A 15,357-nucleotide genomic window follows, 5' to 3' on the forward strand; every position below is an offset into this window, starting at 1 on the left:
CAGCCCTGTAAACTCAGGTTTCAGGGCTTCAAGAGCGACTCTCTGATGAGTGAGGATTAAGAATCATGGCTTACAGCGAAAAGGTCATCGACCACTACGAAAACCCGCGCAACGTCGGCAAGATGGATGCGCAAGATCCTGATGTCGGCACCGGCATGGTCGGCGCTCCGGCGTGCGGCGACGTGATGCGCCTGCAGATCAAGGTCAACGACGCCGGTATCATCGAAGATGCCAAGTTCAAGACCTACGGCTGCGGTTCGGCTATCGCTTCCAGCTCCCTCGCCACCGAGTGGATGAAGGGCAAGACCCTGGACGAAGCGGAAACCATCAAGAACACCCAGCTGGCTGAAGAACTGGCCCTGCCGCCAGTGAAAATCCACTGCTCGGTACTCGCTGAAGACGCCATCAAGGCGGCCGTTCGCGATTACAAGCAGAAGAAAGGCTTGATCTGATTTTCGAGTTTTGGCGACGAGTAAGGAGTCACCGATGGCTATCAGCATGACAGAAGCGGCTGCTCGACACGTGCGGCGCTCCCTCGACGGGCGCGGCAAAGGTGAAGGGATTCGTCTGGGTGTTCGCACCACGGGCTGTTCCGGCCTTGCCTACGTGCTGGAGTTTGTCGACGAGGTGGTTGCAGAGGACCAGGTGTTCGAAAGTCACGGCGAAAAAGTGATCATCGACCCGAAAAGCCTCGCTTACCTGGACGGCACCGAGCTCGATTTCGTCAAGGAAGGGTTGAACGAAGGCTTCAAGTTCAACAACCCCAACGTACGCGGTGAATGTGGCTGCGGCGAAAGCTTCAACATCTGAGGCTTGTCGTGGGTACTCCTTGTCATTTCGCTTTATTTGAGCTGCAACCGAGTTTCGATCTGGACCTCGATCAGCTGGCTACGCGCTACCGTGAGTTGGCGCGCAGTGTTCATCCGGACCGCTTTGCCGACGCTTCCGAGCGTGAGCAGCGGTTGGCGCTGGAGCAATCCGCGAGCCTCAACGAGGCCTACCAGACGCTCAAGAGTCCACCCAAGCGCGCGCGTTACCTGCTCGCCTTGAATGGTGGCGAGCTGCCGCTGGAGGTCACGGTGCATGATCCGGAGTTCCTTCTGCAGCAGATGGAGCTGCGTGAAGAGCTCGAAGACCTGCAGGACAGCGCCGACCTCAATGGCGTTGCCGTCTTCAAGCGTCGCCTGAAGGCTGCCCAGGATGAACTGAACCAAAGCTTCGCAGCTTGCTGGAACGATGCCGCGCACCGTGAACAGGCCGAACGCCTGATGCGGCGCATGCAGTTCCTCGACAAGCTCACCTACGAAGTGCGCCAGCTGGAAGAGCGCCTCGACGATTAACCCAGTGCCGCTCCGGTCGCACGCCTGATATACAGATAAGTCCTGATAACGATGGCCCTACTGCAGATCGCCGAACCCGGCCAAAGTCCTCAACCGCACCAGCGTCGTCTGGCTGTGGGGATCGACTTGGGCACTACCAATTCGCTGGTCGCTGCATTGCGCAGTGGTCTTTCCGAGCCGCTTGCCGACGCAGAAGGGCAGGTCATCCTGCCGTCTGCCGTGCGCTACCACGCCGATCGCGTCGAGGTGGGCGAATCCGCCAAGCTGGCTGCCGCTACCGATCCCTTGAACACTGTGCTGTCGGTCAAGCGCTTGATGGGTCGTGGTCTGTCCGACGTCAAGCAGCTTGGTGATCAGTTGCCGTACCGCTTTGTCGGTGGCGAGTCGCACATGCCGTTCATCGACACGATCCAGGGCCCGAAAAGCCCGGTGGAAGTCTCCGCCGACATCCTCAAGGTCCTGCGCCAACGCGCTGAAGCGACCCTGGGTGGTGAGCTGGTGGGCGCGGTGATCACCGTTCCGGCCTATTTCGACGACGCCCAGCGTCAAGCCACCAAGGACGCGGCCAAGCTGGCCGGTCTGAACGTGCTGCGTTTGCTCAATGAGCCGACCGCTGCGGCCGTGGCTTATGGTCTGGACCAGCACGCTGAAGGCCTGGTCGCGATCTACGACCTGGGCGGCGGTACCTTCGATATTTCGATTCTGCGCCTGACCGGCGGTGTCTTCGAAGTTTTGGCCACCGGTGGCGACAGCGCCCTGGGTGGCGATGACTTCGACCACGCGATCGCTGGCTGGATCATCGAGAGCGCCGGTCTGTCCGCCGACCTCGATCCGGGTGCGCAACGCAATTTGCTGCAAACCGCCTGTGCGGCCAAGGAAGCCCTGACCAATGCTGCGGCCGTTGAGGTTGCCCATGGCGACTGGAAAGCCGAGCTGACCCGCGAAGCCTTCAATGCGCTGATCGAGCCAATGGTTGCTCGCAGCCTGAAAGCCTGCCGCCGCGCTGTTCGTGATTCCGGTATCGAACTGGAAGACGTGCACGCCGTAGTCATGGTCGGTGGTTCGACTCGCGTGCCTCGCGTTCGCGAAGCCGTCGCCGAAGCCTTCGGTCGCCAGCCGCTGACTGAAATCGACCCGGATCAAGTGGTAGCCATCGGTGCTGCGATCCAGGCCGATACCCTGGCGGGCAACAAGCGCGATGGCGGCGAACTGTTGCTGCTGGACGTGATTCCGTTGTCCCTGGGGCTGGAAACCATGGGCGGCCTGATGGAGAAGGTGATTCCGCGCAACACCACCATCCCCGTCGCCCGCGCCCAGGACTTCACCACTTATAAAGACGGCCAGTCGGCCATGGCCATCCACGTATTGCAGGGCGAGCGCGAGCTGATCAGCGACTGCCGCTCCCTGGCGCGCTTCGAGCTGCGCGGCATTCCGGCGATGGTGGCTGGCGCGGCGAAGATCCGCGTGACCTTCCAGGTCGACGCCGACGGTCTGCTCAGCGTTTCCGCCCGTGAGCTGGGTTCGGGAGTTGAGGCCAGCATCCAGGTCAAGCCGTCCTACGGTCTGACCGACGGCGAAATCGCCAGGATGCTCAAGGATTCGTTCCAGCACGCCAATGACGACAAGGTTGCCCGCGTACTGCGCGAGCAGCAGGTCGACGCCCAGCGCCTGATCGAGGCGGTACAGGCTGCCCTGGAGGCCGATGGCGAGCGCTTGCTCGATGCCGAAGAGCGCCTGGTCATCGACATGCAGGTGCAGGAACTGACCGAACTGATGAAAGGTACCGATGGTTACGCCATCGAGCAGCAGACCAAGCGTCTGTCGCAAGTGACCGACGCCTTTGCTGCCCGCCGCCTGGACTCGACGGTGAAAGCCGCGCTGGCGGGGCGCAACCTGAATGAGATTGAGGAATAACGATGCCGCAGGTCATTTTTCTGCCACACGAGAAGTTTTGCCCCGAAGGCATGGTTGTTGAGGCTGAAACAGGTATTTCCATCCTCGAACTGGCCCATGAGCACCACATCGAGATGGAAAGCGCTTGCGGCGGCGTCTGCGCCTGCACCACCTGCCACTGCATCATCCGCGAGGGTTTCGACTCGCTGGAAGAGGCTGACGAGCTGGAAGAGGACTACCTTGATAAGGCTTGGGGTCTTGAGCGCGAGTCCCGTCTGGGGTGCCAGGCCAAGGTCGGTACCGAAGACCTGACCGTCGAGATTCCGAAGTACTCGCTCAACCACGCAGCCGAAGCACCGCACTGATTCAAGGAATTGTCATGAAACTCAAGTGGACTGATGTGCTGGAGATCGCGATCCAGCTGGCTGAAAGCAAGCCCGACGTGGACCCTATGTCGGTCAACTTCGTCGATCTGCGTAAATGGGTGATGGAACTGCCCGATTTCGACGACATGCCTGAGCATTGTGGCGAAAAGATCCTGGAGGCCATTCAGGCCCACTGGATCGAAGAACGCGAGTAGGAGCTGACTCGCGAAGCGAGGCTGCGATCTTTTCCATCCGCTTGAGTTTCAAGCACGGGATCGGGATCAAAGGATCGCAGCCTTCGGCAACTCCTACAGAAGGTAGGCGTCGCGACCGTCACTCAGTTAGGCAATACCCGAGAACCCGCGTATAATTCGCGGGTTTAATTTTTCGTAAATTACCGTTTCTGGAGTTACACCATGGCTGTTCAACGTACTTTCTCCATCATCAAGCCTGACGCCGTTGCTAAAAACGTGATCGGCGAGATCACCACTCGTTTCGAAAAAGCTGGCCTGCGCGTTGTAGCTTCGAAACTGAAGCAACTGTCCAAAGCTGAAGCCGAAGGCTTCTACGCTGAGCACAGCGCTCGTGGTTTCTTCAACGACCTGGTTGCTTTCATGATCTCCGGTCCGGTTGTCGTTCAGGTTCTGGAAGGCGAAAACGCTATCGCTCTGAACCGTGAGCTGATGGGCGCTACCAACCCTAAAGAAGCTGCTGCCGGCACCATCCGTGCTGACTTCGCTGACTCCATCGACGCCAACGCTGTACACGGTTCGGACTCCGAAGCCGCTGCCGCTCGCGAAATCTCGTACTTCTTCGCAGCTACTGAAGTAACCACTCGCTAAGCATTGGCTTAAGAGTGAAGGTGAATCCATGACTACATCGACTGTAAAAACTAACCTGCTGGGTCTGACTCAGCTGGAAATGGAAAAATTCTTCGACTCAATCGGGGAGAAGCGTTTCCGTGCCGGTCAGGTAATGAAATGGATTCACCACTTTGGTGTCGATGATTTCGATGCCATGACGAACGTCAGCAAGGCCTTGCGCGAAAAGCTCAAGACTGTTGCCGAGGTCCGTGGTCCGGAAGTGGTCAGCGAGGACATCTCCAGCGACGGCACCCGCAAGTGGGTGGTGCGCGTGGCGTCCGGCAGCTGCGTCGAGACCGTATACATTCCCCAGGGCAAGCGCGGTACCTTGTGCGTTTCGTCCCAGGCAGGCTGTGCCCTGGATTGCAGTTTCTGCTCCACCGGCAAGCAAGGCTTCAACAGCAACCTCACCGCCGCCGAAGTCATCGGCCAGGTGTGGATTGCCAACAAATCCTTTGGTAGCGTCCCGGCAACCGTCGACCGTGCCATCACCAACGTGGTGATGATGGGCATGGGTGAGCCGCTGCTGAACTTCGACAACGTCGTCGCGGCCATGCATCTGATGATGGACGACCTGGGCTACGGCATTTCCAAGCGCCGTGTGACCCTGTCGACCTCCGGCGTGGTGCCGATGATCGATGAGCTGTCCAAGCACATCGACGTCTCCCTGGCGTTGTCCCTGCACGCACCGAATGACGCATTGCGTAACCAATTGGTGCCGATCAACAAGAAGTATCCGCTTAAGATGCTGCTCGAGTCGTGCCAGCGCTACATGTCGAACCTCGGCGAAAAGCGCGTGCTGACCATCGAATACACCTTGCTCAAGGACATCAATGACAAGGTCGAGCACGCCGTGGAGATGATCGAGCTGCTCAAGAACATCCCGTGCAAGATCAACCTGATCCCGTTCAACCCGTTCCCGCACTCCGGTTACGAGCGCCCGAGCAACAACGCCATCCGGCGTTTCCAGGATCAGCTGCATCATGCCGGCTTCAACGTCACCGTCCGCACCACCCGTGGTGAAGACATCGACGCGGCCTGTGGTCAATTGGTAGGGCAGGTGCTGGATCGCACCCGTCGCAGCGAACGTTATATCGCCGTGCGTGAACTCAACGCCGAGAACGATGTAGCGCAAGACGCCGCGAAATAACCGAGAGAGGATCTCTATGTCCCTGCGCTTTGCGCTGCTTTTGCTGTTGGCCAGCCTGTGTGCTGGCTGCGTGCTTTCGGGCGACTACAACCCGATGAAGACCAGCAAGGGCCGTGATGAGGCGCGTGAGGCGTACGTGCAACTTGGTATCGGGTATTTGCAACAAGGCATGACCGAGCGCGCCAAGGTTCCACTGAAGAAAGCGCTGGAGCTCGATGGCTCCGACCCTGATGCCAACGCGGCGCTGGGGCTGGTGTTCCAGGCCGAGATGGAACCGGAACTTGCCGACGAGCATTTTCGCAAGGCGCTGGCTTCCCGTCCCGCCGATGCACGAATCCTCAATAACTACGGCAGTTTTCTGTTCGAGCAGAAACGTTACAACGAAGCCTACGAGCGCTTCGAGCAAGCCGCTGCCGATACCCTGTATCCTGAGCGTTCGCGGGTGTTCGAGAACCTGGGCATGACCGCTGCAATGCTCGGTCAGCGCGATCTGGCCCAACAGCAACTGGAAAAAGCCCTGCGCCTGAACCACCAACAACCACGTGCATTGCTGGAAATGGCTGAGTTGTCTTACGAAGACAGGCATTATGTGCCCGCGCGTGACTATTACGACCGTTTTAGCCAGCTCTCCGAACAAAATGCACGTAGTCTATTGCTCGGCGTTCGGCTGGCAAAAGTGTTCGAAGACCGCGACAAGGCCGCAAGCAAAGGCCTGCAACTAAAAAGACTCTATCCCGGTACGCCGGAATATCAGCAATACCTGTCGGAGCAATGATGAAAGCGGCGCATCCCGAAGTTGTAGCAGCGAATCGCGTAAACCCCGGTGAGACTTTACGCCAGGCCCGCGAAAGCAATGGCTGGTCGCTGGCCGAAGTGGCCCTCAAGCTCAACCTCACCACCACTTCCCTGAGCAATCTGGAAGCCGGCGCCTTCGACAAGCTGCCCGGGCATACGTTTGCTCGCGGTTACATTCGCGCCTATGCCAAATTGCTCGGCATGGACCAGGCCGTTCTGGTCCAGCAATTCGATCAATCCACCGGTACCGACTCCCAGGGCAGCAATGTTCACAGCCTGGGTCGTATTGAAGAGCCTGTGCGGGTTTCCCACACCATTTTGCGAATCGTCAGCCTGCTGTTGCTGGTCGCGGTGATCGGTGGCGGGTTCGTCTGGTGGCAGGATCAGACCTCGATGCGCACCAAGGACCTGATCGGTCTGGCGCCAGAACACGTTGAAGTCGAAGGCGCCGACGGTACGACACAGATTCATCCGCTGGACGAGCCGGAAGACCAGGCCGTCGCGGAAGGTCAATCCGACGGCGGAACCGCCCTCGCGCTGCCACAGGCCGACGCTGCGGCCGAAGCACCAGAACAGGCTCAAGTGACTGCGCCAGCCGCCCCGGCAGCGCCGACCGCGCCAGCCGCACCTGCCCATACCACCGCGCCTGTTGTCGCAGCACCGGTGATCCCGGCAGCTCCAGTCGTTCCGGCCCCGGTGGCGACTGCACCGGTAACCGCTCCTGCTCAAGCCGCGCCAGTGGCCGGTGAAGGCCAGGTCCAGGTGCAGTTCACCTCCGATTGCTGGACACAAGTGACCGACGGTAGCGGCAAGGTGCTGTTCAGCGGTCTCAAACGCAAAGGCGACAGCCTGGCAGTCAATGGCAAGCCTCCGTTTGCCGTGCGTCTGGGCTTTGCCCGCGGCGCTCAGGTCAGCTACAACGGCCAGCCGGTCGATGTCGCTCCGTTCACCAGTGGCGAGACTGCTCGCCTGAAGTTGGGTCAATAAGTCATGCACGGCGAATCTCCAATCAAACGTCGCGAATCCCGCAAGATCTGGGTCGGTAACGTGCCTGTTGGCGGCGATGCGCCTATCGCTGTGCAGAGCATGACCAACAGCGACACCAACGATGTCGCGGCCACGGTCGCGCAAATCAATCGTCTGGAAGCGGCCGGCGTCGATATCGTGCGGGTCTCCGTACCGGACATGGACGCCGCCGAAGCCTTCGGCAAGATCAAGCAGCTGGTCAAGGTGCCTCTGGTTGCCGACATTCACTTCGACTACCGGATCGCTCTGCGCGTCGCCGAACTGGGTGTCGATTGCCTGCGGATCAACCCGGGCAACATCGGGCGCGAAGACCGCGTGCGTGCAGTGGTGGACGCCGCCCGTGACCGCGGGATCCCGATCCGTATCGGCGTGAACGCCGGTTCCCTGGAAAAAGACCTGCAAAAGAAATACGGCGAGCCGACCCCGGCGGCGCTGGTCGAGTCGGCCTTGCGCCACGTCGAGCACCTTGAACGCCTGAACTTCCAGGACTTCAAGGTCAGCGTGAAAGCCTCCGACGTGTTCATGGCCGTCGAAGCCTACCGCTTGTTGGCCAAGGAAATCGTCCAGCCGCTGCACCTGGGCATCACCGAAGCCGGTGGTTTGCGTTCCGGCACGGTGAAATCTGCCGTGGGCCTCGGTATGCTGCTCGCCGAAGGGATTGGCGATACTATCCGCATCTCGTTGGCGGCCGACCCGGTCGAGGAAGTGAAAGTCGGCTACGACATTCTCAAGTCCCTGCACCTGCGTTCCCGTGGCATCAACTTCATCGCCTGCCCGAGCTGCTCGCGGCAGAACTTCGATGTGGTCAAGACCATGAACGAGCTGGAAGGGCGTCTCGAAGATTTGCTGGTGCCGCTGGATGTCGCGGTGATCGGTTGCGTGGTCAACGGCCCTGGCGAAGCCAAGGAAGCCCATATCGGCTTGACCGGCGGCACGCCGAACCTGATTTACATCGACGGCAAGCCGTCGCAGAAACTGACGAATGACAATCTGGTGGATGAGCTTGAACGCTTGATCCGCCAGAAAGCGGCCGAAAAGGTCGAAGCTGACGCTGCCGTTATTGCGCGCGGCTGAACCTGACTGAAGAGCCGAACGAATTTAAGGATTTAAAGTGAGCAAGTCATTGCAAGCCATTCGTGGCATGAACGACATCCTGCCCGAACAGACCCCCCTGTGGCGTCATTTCGAAGGCACCGTTTCGCGCCTGCTGGATAACTACGGTTACAAGCAGATCCGCATGCCGATCGTCGAGTTCACCGAGCTGTTCAAGCGTTCCATCGGTGAAGTGACCGACATCGTCGAAAAAGAGATGTACACCTTCGACGACCGCAACGGCGACTCCCTGACCCTGCGCCCTGAAGGCACGGCGGCCTGTGTGCGCGCGGTGCTGGAACACGGCATCACCGGCGGCGGCCAGGTTCAGAAACTCTGGTACATCGGCCCGATGTTCCGCCACGAGCGTCCACAGAAAGGCCGTTATCGCCAGTTCCACCAGATCGGTGTGGAGGTGTTCAACCTCGACGGTCCGGACATCGACGCCGAGCTGATCGTGCTGACGTGGCGCCTGTGGGGCGAACTGGGCATCCGCGATGCGGTCAAGCTCGAGCTCAACAGCCTGGGCACCAGCGAATCCCGTGGTCGTTATCGCGAGGCACTGGTGGAGTTCCTGTCCCGGCATCTGGACAAGCTGGACGAAGACAGCCAGCGCCGCCTGAAGACCAACCCGTTGCGCGTCCTGGACACCAAGAACGCGGAGACACAGGCGATTCTGGTCGATGCGCCGAAAATGGCCGACTACCTCGACGAAGAATCCCGCGTGCACTTCGAGGGCCTCAAGGCTCGCCTGGACGCCGCCGGCATTCCTTACGTGATCAACCCGAAGCTGGTTCGCGGGCTGGATTACTACAGCAAGACCGTTTTCGAATGGGTCACCGACAAACTCGGCGCCCAGGGCACCGTGTGTGCTGGTGGTCGTTACGACGGCCTGGTCGAGCAGATGGGCGGCAAGCCGACCGCCGGCGTTGGCTTTGCGATGGGCATCGAACGCCTGGTGCTGTTGCTCGAAACCCTGGAGCAGATCCCGCAAGAGATCTCCCGTCAGGTCGACGTCTACCTCTGCGCTTTCGGTGAAGCCGCCGAACTGGCTGGCCTGACCCTGGCGGAGCGGGTTCGTGACCAGTTGCCCAACCTGCGCCTGCAAGTGAATGCCGGCGCCGGCAGTTTCAAAAGCCAGTTCAAGAAGGCCGACAAGAGCGGTGCGCTGTACGCGCTGATCCTCGGTGACGACGAAATGGCCCAGCAAGTGGTAGGTTTCAAACCCCTGCGTGGCCAGGGCGAACAACAAAGCATTGCCTGGGATGCGCTTGCAGCGCACCTGGCCACCTGCGTCGTGCAGGGTTGAAGCTGTCTAAACAGCCGAATTAGCGATTAAGGAGTATTGGGGTGTCGAGTACCGAAGACGAACATTTGATGGAATTGAAGGAATGGTGGTCACGCAACGGTAAGCCCCTGGTCACTGGTGGCCTGTTGGCGCTGGTCATCGTGTTCGGCTGGCAGGCGTTCCACAAGTATCAGAGCAATCAGTCGCAAGGCGCCTCGATTCTCTATCAGCAATTGCTCGAAACCACGCTGACGCCTGACGGCAAGCCTGACGCGGCCCGTGTTTCGGACCTGGCCGGCAAGCTCAACAGCGAGTTTGGCGGCAGCGCCTACGCGCAGTACGGCAGCCTGTTCGTTGCCAAGGTAGCGGTCGACAGCGGCAAGCTGGACGACGCGGCCAGCGAGCTCAAAGCCATTGTCGCCAAGCCGGCCAACCCGGCGCTGGGCGAAATCGCCCGTCAGCGTCTGGCCCAGGTACTCGGCGCGCAGAACAAGGCCGACGAAGCACTGAAGCTGCTCGAAGGCGATGCCGACAAGGCATTCCTGGCCACTCGCGAAGAACTCAAGGGTGACCTGCTGGTGCAGCTGGGTCGTACCGACGAGGCTAGCGCGGCGTATCAAAAAGCCAAGGCGGCACTGTCGGATGAAGCGGCGGTCGGTGGCCTGCAAATCAAGCTGGACGACCTGGCCAAAGGGGATGCGTGACGTGATTCGTTGGAAACATGCAGCATTGCTGGCCCTGGCCATTTTGGCCGCGGGTTGCAGCAGCAACAGCAAAAAAGAACTGCCTCCGGCCGAGCTGGTCGACTTCAAGGAAGAAGTGGTTCTGCACAAGCAGTGGAGTCGTTCGATCGGTGACGGTCAGGGCGAAACCTACAACATGCTGGTTCCGGCCATCGATGGCGATACCATCTATGCCGCCGACGTCACTGGCGTGTTGATGGCAATGGACCGCAACACCGGCGACGTCAAATGGAAGAAAGACCTCGAACTGCCTGTCTCCGGCGCCGTTGGTGTTGGTTACGGACTGGTCACCATTGGTACGATCAAGGGTGAAATCGTTGCCCTGGACGCGATCAACGGTGAAGAAAAGTGGCGCGCTCGCGTGTCCAGCGAAGTACTGGCGCCGCCAGCCAACAACGGCGACGTCGTGGTGGTTCAGACCCAGGACGATCGTCTGATCGGTCTGGACGCCTCCACCGGTGACCGTCGCTGGATCTATGACAGTACGCCTGCGGTACTGACCCTGCGCGGTACCAGTGCGCCGATCGTGACCAACCGCCTCGCGGTGGCTGGCCTGTCGACCGGTAAAGTGGTTGCCGTGGACATCACCAACGGCGTACCAGTGTGGGAACAGCGCGTAGCGATCCCGCAAGGCCGTTCGGAACTGGAGCGCGTGGTCGACATCGACGGTGGCTTGCTGCTGTCGGGCGAGACGCTGTATGTCGCCAGCTATCAGGGGCGCGTTGCCGCTCTGGACCTGCAAAGCGGCCGTCAGCTCTGGCAGCGTGATGCTTCCAGCTATGCCGGTGTCGCCCAGGGTTTCGGTACCGTTTATGTGAGCCTGTCTTCGGGCACCGTTGAAGGCGTCGATGAGCGTTCCACCACAGCCTTGTGGAGCAACGACTCGCTGGCCCGCCGTCAACTGTCGGCTCCGGAAGTGTTCTCCAGCTACGTTGCAGTCGGTGACCTGGAAGGTTACCTGCACCTGCTGAGTCAGGTGGACGGTCGTTTCGTCGGCCGCGAGCGCATCGACAGCGACGGCCTGCGTGCCCGTCCGCTGGTGGTGGGTGACACGATTTATGTGTATGGCAACAGCGGCAAACTGGAAGCCCTGACCATCAAGTAACGACTATGCTTGGGGTTTAACCCCCAAGCGGCCCCGGTTTACCGGGGTTTGCAGCGCTTTCAAGCGTTGCCCCGAGCACCAGCCGCTGCCTCGCAGCGGCTTTTGTATTTTCTGAAATAACGAAGTGGAGAGCCGCATGGTTCCCGTAATCGCCCTGGTGGGCCGACCGAACGTCGGCAAGTCCACCTTGTTCAACCGCCTGACCAGGACTCGTGACGCCATCGTCGGCGACTTGTCCGGTCTGACCCGTGATCGCCAGTACGGTGAGGCCAAGTGGCAAGGGCGTTCCTACATTCTGATCGACACCGGCGGTATCTCCGGTGACGAACACGGTATGGACGAAAAGATGGCCGAGCAGTCGCTGCTGGCCATCGAAGAAGCGGATGTCGTTCTGTTCCTGGTAGATGCCAAGGCCGGTTTCACCGCCGCCGACCAGATGATCGCCGAGCATTTGCGCAAACGTAACAAGCGTTCCTACGTGGTTGCCAACAAGGTCGACAACATCGACCCGGAAATGGCCCGCGCCGAATTCGCTCCATTGGGCATGGGCCACGCGATTCCAATCGCTGGTGCTCACGGTCGTGGCATCACCCAGATGCTGGAAATCGCCTTGAGTGACTTCCCGAAAGACGATGACGAGCTGGAAGAAGGCGAGGAAGAAGACGTCGCCGAAGGCGAGGAAGCCAAGCGCATTCCTGGCCCGAGCGAAAAAGACGGGATCAAGATCGCCATCATCGGCCGTCCGAACGTCGGCAAGTCGACCCTGGTCAACCGCATGCTCGGCGAAGACCGGGTAATCGTCTACGACCAACCCGGCACCACCCGCGACAGTATCTACATCCCGTTCGAGCGTAACGACGAGAAGTACACGCTGATCGACACCGCCGGTGTGCGCAAGCGCGGCAAGATCCACGAAGAAGTCGAAAAGTTCTCCGTGGTCAAAACCCTGCAAGCGATCAAAGACGCCAACGTGGTGATCTTCGTGATGGACGCCCGCGAAGGCGTGGTGGACCACGACCTCAACCTGCTGGGCTTTGCCCTCGAGGCCGGTCGTGCGTTGGTCATCGCGATCAACAAGTGGGACGGCATGACGCCGAGCGAGCGCGACTTCGTCAAGATCGAGTTGCAGCGTCGCCTGTTCTTCGTCGAGTTTGCCGATATTCACTTTATCTCGGCACTGCACGGCACCGGCGTGGGCAACCTCTACGCCTCGGTACAGAACTCGTTCAAGTCCGCGGTTACCCGCTGGCCGACCAGCCGCCTGACCCAGATTCTGGAAGACGCGGTCAGCGAGCACCAGCCGCCGATGGTCAACAGCCGCCGGATCAAGCTGCGTTATGCCCACCTGGGTGGCGCGAACCCGCCGATCATCGTGATTCACGGTAACCAGATCGAGAAGGTGCCGAAGTCCTACGTGCGTTACCTGGAAAACACGTATCGCCGTGTGCTGAAGCTGGTCGGTACGCCGATCCGCATCGAGTTCAAGGGTGGCGAGAACCCGTACGAAGGCAACAAGAACACGCTCACCGACCGTCAGGTCAACAAGAAGCGTCGCTTGATGTCGCACCACAAGAAGGCCGACAAGAAGCGTCGCGACAAGCGCTGATCGAGGTTTTTCCCGTGGGATGGAAAGGGCGCCAATGGCGCCCTTTTTCATGCCTGCCGTTTGGGCTATCCTCGGACTCCCCCGCGCCGCCGTAGAGCCGGGTGTAGAGCAGGGAACCACCGATGATCACCAGCAAGCTGCCGAATGTCGGCATCACTATCTTCACTCAGATGTCTCAGCTCGCGGCACAGACCGGCGCGCTCAATCTGTCCCAGGGCTTTCCCGATTTCGCGGCCCCGCAGGCCCTGTGCGATGCGGTCGGCCGGCATATCGCCAGCGGCCATAATCAATATTCGCCAATGACCGGGCTGCCGGTGTTGCGTCAGCAGATCGCGGCGAAGATCGCCCGCAGTTATGGCGCACAGGTGGATGTAGATACTGAAGTGACGGTTACCCCCGGTGCGACCGAGGCGATTTTCTGTGCCATTCAGGCGGTTATCCACAGCGGTGACGAAGTCATCGTGTTTGATCCGGCATACGACAGCTACGAGCCTTCGGTGGAGTTGGCCGGCGGTCGTTGCGTGCATGTGCAACTGGGCCTGAACGACTTCAGTATCGACTTCGAGACGCTTGCCCTGGCACTCAGCCCGCGTACGCGAATGATCATCCTCAACACCCCGCACAACCCCAGTGGCGCATTGATCAGCCGTGCCGAACTCGACCAGTTGGCAGACTTGATCCGCGATCGCGACATCTACGTGATCAGCGACGAAGTCTATGAACACCTGGTGTATGACGGTGTGCCCCACGTCAGCGTGCTGAATCATGAAGAGCTGTATCAGCGTGCCTTCGTGGTCAGCTCGTTCGGCAAGACCTACCACGTCACAGGCTGGAAAACCGGCTATGTGGTTGCACCACCGGCCCTGACGGCGGAATTGCGCAAGGTGCACCAGTACGTGAATTTTTGTGGGGTGACGCCGCTGCAATATGCATTGGCCGATTACATGGCCGAACATCCCGAACACGTCGAGGAGTTGCCGGGTTTCTATCAGGCCAAGCGTGATTTGTTCTGCGATCTGCTGCTACCGTCGCGTTTCAGCTTCACCCGGGTGACCGGCACCTATTTCCAGTTGGTCGATTACTCGCAGATCCGCCCGGATCTCAATGATGTCGAGATGGCCCTGTGGATGACCCGCGAGCACGGCGTGGCCAGTATCCCGATCTCGGTGTTCTACCAGACGCCACCGGTCGGCCAGCGCCTGGTGCGGCTGTGCTTTGCCAAGCGTGAGGAGACCCTGCGTGAAGCAGCGGAAAAACTATGCGTGATCTGAGTGCATTGCCCAAGCTGACCGTTGCGCTGATTCAGACGTCCCTGGCCTGGCACGACCGCCAGGCCAACCTCGAGCATTTCGAGCCACTGCTGGAGCAGGCTCGCGGCGCCGACCTGATCATTCTGCCGGAGATGTTCACCACCGGGTTCTCCATGGAATCCGAGGCCCTCGCCGAAGCGGAAAACGGCCCCACCAGCAAATGGCTGCGGGTCCAGGCGGCAAAGCTTGATGCGGTGATCACCGGCAGCGTCATCGTCCAGGCCGTCGACGGCAGCCATCGCAATCGCCTGCTGTGGGCGCGCCCGGATGGCGAGGTGTTGCACTACGACAAGCGTCACCTGTTCCGCATGGCCGGTGAGCATAACCACTACACCCCCGGCGAACGCCAGGTGCAGTTCGAGCTCAAGGGCTGGCGAGTGCGGCCGTTGATCTGCTACGACCTGCGCTTCCCGGTGTGGAGCCGTGACGCCCAGGACACCGACCTGCTGCTGTACACCGCCAACTGGCCAGGTGCGCGGCGCCAGCACTGGAACCGCTTGCTGCCGGCGCGGGCGATCGAGAACCTGTGCTATGTCGCGGCGGTCAATCGCATCGGGACTGATGGCAAGGGCTTTGCCTATACGGGTGACAGTCAGGTGCTGGATTTTCAGGGCGAGACGCTGCTCAGTGCCGGAGAGGCAGACGGGGTGTTCACGGTGGTGCTGGATGCGGCTGAGCTGGCGGCGTATCGCACGCGGTTTCCGGCGAATCTGGATGCCGATACCTTTGAGTTCATCTGATATTCCGGTGTACTCCAAAAGATCGCAGCCTTCGGCAGCTC

17 protein-coding genes are annotated in these 15,357 nt (G+C 60.2%); all 17 read left to right on the forward strand.

The features are described from left to right. The first annotated feature begins 65 nt into the window (after positions 1–65). The 17 genes from iscU (at position 66) to ACMDB8_RS04495 (ending at position 15,316) form a co-directional block, all read left to right on the forward strand. Positions 66–452, forward strand: coding sequence for a Fe-S cluster assembly scaffold IscU (gene iscU / locus ACMDB8_RS04415; protein WP_056721266.1), 387 nt, complete (start codon positions 66–68; stop codon positions 450–452). 34 nt (positions 453–486) lie between these two features. Further along, entirely contained in the window at positions 487–810 is a 324-nt protein-coding gene (gene iscA, locus ACMDB8_RS04420) for an iron-sulfur cluster assembly protein IscA (RefSeq protein WP_003227904.1), read from the forward strand. 8 nt (positions 811–818) lie between these two features. Continuing rightward, positions 819–1,340, forward strand: coding sequence for a co-chaperone HscB (gene hscB / locus ACMDB8_RS04425; protein ID WP_046040913.1), 522 nt, complete (start codon positions 819–821; stop codon positions 1,338–1,340). A gap of 51 nt (positions 1,341–1,391) precedes the next feature. Continuing rightward, positions 1,392–3,254, forward strand: a complete 1,863-nt coding sequence (hscA, locus tag ACMDB8_RS04430; RefSeq protein WP_056721263.1) for a Fe-S protein assembly chaperone HscA — start codon at positions 1,392–1,394, stop codon at positions 3,252–3,254. A gap of 2 nt (positions 3,255–3,256) precedes the next feature. Continuing rightward, on the forward strand, positions 3,257–3,598 hold the full coding sequence (gene fdx, locus ACMDB8_RS04435; RefSeq protein WP_007998670.1) for an ISC system 2Fe-2S type ferredoxin: 342 nt from the start codon (positions 3,257–3,259) through the stop codon (positions 3,596–3,598). A gap of 14 nt (positions 3,599–3,612) precedes the next feature. Then, a complete protein-coding gene (gene iscX / locus ACMDB8_RS04440) occupies positions 3,613–3,813 on the forward strand; it encodes a Fe-S cluster assembly protein IscX (protein WP_056721260.1) in 201 nt (66 codons plus the stop codon). Positions 3,814–4,014: 201 nt separating this feature from the next. After that, positions 4,015–4,440 (forward strand): nucleoside-diphosphate kinase, encoded by a 426-nt coding sequence (ndk, locus tag ACMDB8_RS04445; protein ID WP_007903599.1) that lies wholly within the window; start codon positions 4,015–4,017, stop codon positions 4,438–4,440. A gap of 28 nt (positions 4,441–4,468) precedes the next feature. Further along, positions 4,469–5,611: a 23S rRNA (adenine(2503)-C(2))-methyltransferase RlmN gene (gene rlmN / locus ACMDB8_RS04450; protein ID WP_056721259.1), complete on the forward strand. Its 1,143-nt coding sequence runs from the start codon at positions 4,469–4,471 to the stop codon at positions 5,609–5,611. Between the two features lie 16 nt (positions 5,612–5,627). Next, positions 5,628–6,386, forward strand: coding sequence for a type IV pilus biogenesis/stability protein PilW (gene pilW, locus ACMDB8_RS04455; protein ID WP_056721257.1), 759 nt, complete (start codon positions 5,628–5,630; stop codon positions 6,384–6,386). Beyond that, positions 6,386–7,393: a RodZ domain-containing protein gene (locus ACMDB8_RS04460; RefSeq protein ID WP_056721255.1), complete on the forward strand. Its 1,008-nt coding sequence runs from the start codon at positions 6,386–6,388 to the stop codon at positions 7,391–7,393. The genes pilW and ACMDB8_RS04460 overlap by 1 nt, the downstream gene beginning before the upstream one ends. A 3-nt stretch (positions 7,394–7,396) precedes the next feature. Beyond that, a complete protein-coding gene (ispG, locus tag ACMDB8_RS04465; protein ID WP_003185136.1) occupies positions 7,397–8,506 on the forward strand; it encodes a flavodoxin-dependent (E)-4-hydroxy-3-methylbut-2-enyl-diphosphate synthase in 1,110 nt (369 codons plus the stop codon). 37 nt (positions 8,507–8,543) lie between these two features. Further along, the gene (gene hisS, locus ACMDB8_RS04470) at positions 8,544–9,833 is read left to right on the forward strand and encodes a histidine--tRNA ligase (protein ID WP_008053247.1); all 1,290 of its coding nucleotides are present in this window, start codon (positions 8,544–8,546) and stop codon (positions 9,831–9,833) included. Positions 9,834–9,874: 41 nt separating this feature from the next. Continuing rightward, positions 9,875–10,516, forward strand: coding sequence for a tetratricopeptide repeat protein (locus ACMDB8_RS04475; protein WP_008053246.1), 642 nt, complete (start codon positions 9,875–9,877; stop codon positions 10,514–10,516). Beyond that, positions 10,509–11,660, forward strand: a complete 1,152-nt coding sequence (gene bamB, locus ACMDB8_RS04480) for an outer membrane protein assembly factor BamB (protein ID WP_056721253.1) — start codon at positions 10,509–10,511, stop codon at positions 11,658–11,660. Before ACMDB8_RS04475 ends, bamB begins: the two co-directional genes overlap by 8 nt. A 136-nt stretch (positions 11,661–11,796) precedes the next feature. Next, on the forward strand, positions 11,797–13,266 hold the full coding sequence (gene der, locus ACMDB8_RS04485; RefSeq protein ID WP_046040936.1) for a ribosome biogenesis GTPase Der: 1,470 nt from the start codon (positions 11,797–11,799) through the stop codon (positions 13,264–13,266). 122 nt (positions 13,267–13,388) lie between these two features. After that, complete coding sequence (locus ACMDB8_RS04490) at positions 13,389–14,537, forward strand: pyridoxal phosphate-dependent aminotransferase (protein WP_056721252.1); 1,149 nt, start codon at positions 13,389–13,391, stop codon at positions 14,535–14,537. Then, on the forward strand, positions 14,525–15,316 hold the full coding sequence (locus tag ACMDB8_RS04495; RefSeq protein ID WP_056721250.1) for an amidohydrolase: 792 nt from the start codon (positions 14,525–14,527) through the stop codon (positions 15,314–15,316). Before ACMDB8_RS04490 ends, ACMDB8_RS04495 begins: the two co-directional genes overlap by 13 nt. Positions 15,317–15,357 lie beyond the last annotated feature (41 nt).

The organism is Pseudomonas monachiensis (genome assembly GCF_047345015.1).
Lineage (GTDB): Bacteria > Pseudomonadota > Gammaproteobacteria > Pseudomonadales > Pseudomonadaceae > Aquipseudomonas > Aquipseudomonas monachiensis.

What these genes read in the sequence shown, in the direction of transcription:
- iscU (WP_056721266.1), top strand. Translation starts at nt 66, where the DNA reads ATGGCTTACAGCGAAAAGGTCATCGACCACTACGAAAACCCGCGCAAC.
- iscA (WP_003227904.1), top strand. Translation starts at nt 487, where the DNA reads ATGGCTATCAGCATGACAGAAGCGGCTGCTCGACACGTGCGGCGCTCC.
- hscA (WP_056721263.1), top strand. Translation starts at nt 1,392, where the DNA reads ATGGCCCTACTGCAGATCGCCGAACCCGGCCAAAGTCCTCAACCGCAC.
- fdx (WP_007998670.1), top strand. Translation starts at nt 3,257, where the DNA reads ATGCCGCAGGTCATTTTTCTGCCACACGAGAAGTTTTGCCCCGAAGGC.
- iscX (WP_056721260.1), top strand. Translation starts at nt 3,613, where the DNA reads ATGAAACTCAAGTGGACTGATGTGCTGGAGATCGCGATCCAGCTGGCT.
- ndk (WP_007903599.1), top strand. Translation starts at nt 4,015, where the DNA reads ATGGCTGTTCAACGTACTTTCTCCATCATCAAGCCTGACGCCGTTGCT.
- rlmN (WP_056721259.1), top strand. Translation starts at nt 4,469, where the DNA reads ATGACTACATCGACTGTAAAAACTAACCTGCTGGGTCTGACTCAGCTG.
- pilW (WP_056721257.1), top strand. Translation starts at nt 5,628, where the DNA reads ATGTCCCTGCGCTTTGCGCTGCTTTTGCTGTTGGCCAGCCTGTGTGCT.
- ACMDB8_RS04460 (WP_056721255.1), top strand. Translation starts at nt 6,386, where the DNA reads ATGAAAGCGGCGCATCCCGAAGTTGTAGCAGCGAATCGCGTAAACCCC.
- ispG (WP_003185136.1), top strand. Translation starts at nt 7,397, where the DNA reads ATGCACGGCGAATCTCCAATCAAACGTCGCGAATCCCGCAAGATCTGG.
- bamB (WP_056721253.1), top strand. Translation starts at nt 10,509, where the DNA reads ATGCGTGACGTGATTCGTTGGAAACATGCAGCATTGCTGGCCCTGGCC.
- der (WP_046040936.1), top strand. Translation starts at nt 11,797, where the DNA reads ATGGTTCCCGTAATCGCCCTGGTGGGCCGACCGAACGTCGGCAAGTCC.
- ACMDB8_RS04490 (WP_056721252.1), top strand. Translation starts at nt 13,389, where the DNA reads ATGATCACCAGCAAGCTGCCGAATGTCGGCATCACTATCTTCACTCAG.
- ACMDB8_RS04495 (WP_056721250.1), top strand. Translation starts at nt 14,525, where the DNA reads ATGCGTGATCTGAGTGCATTGCCCAAGCTGACCGTTGCGCTGATTCAG.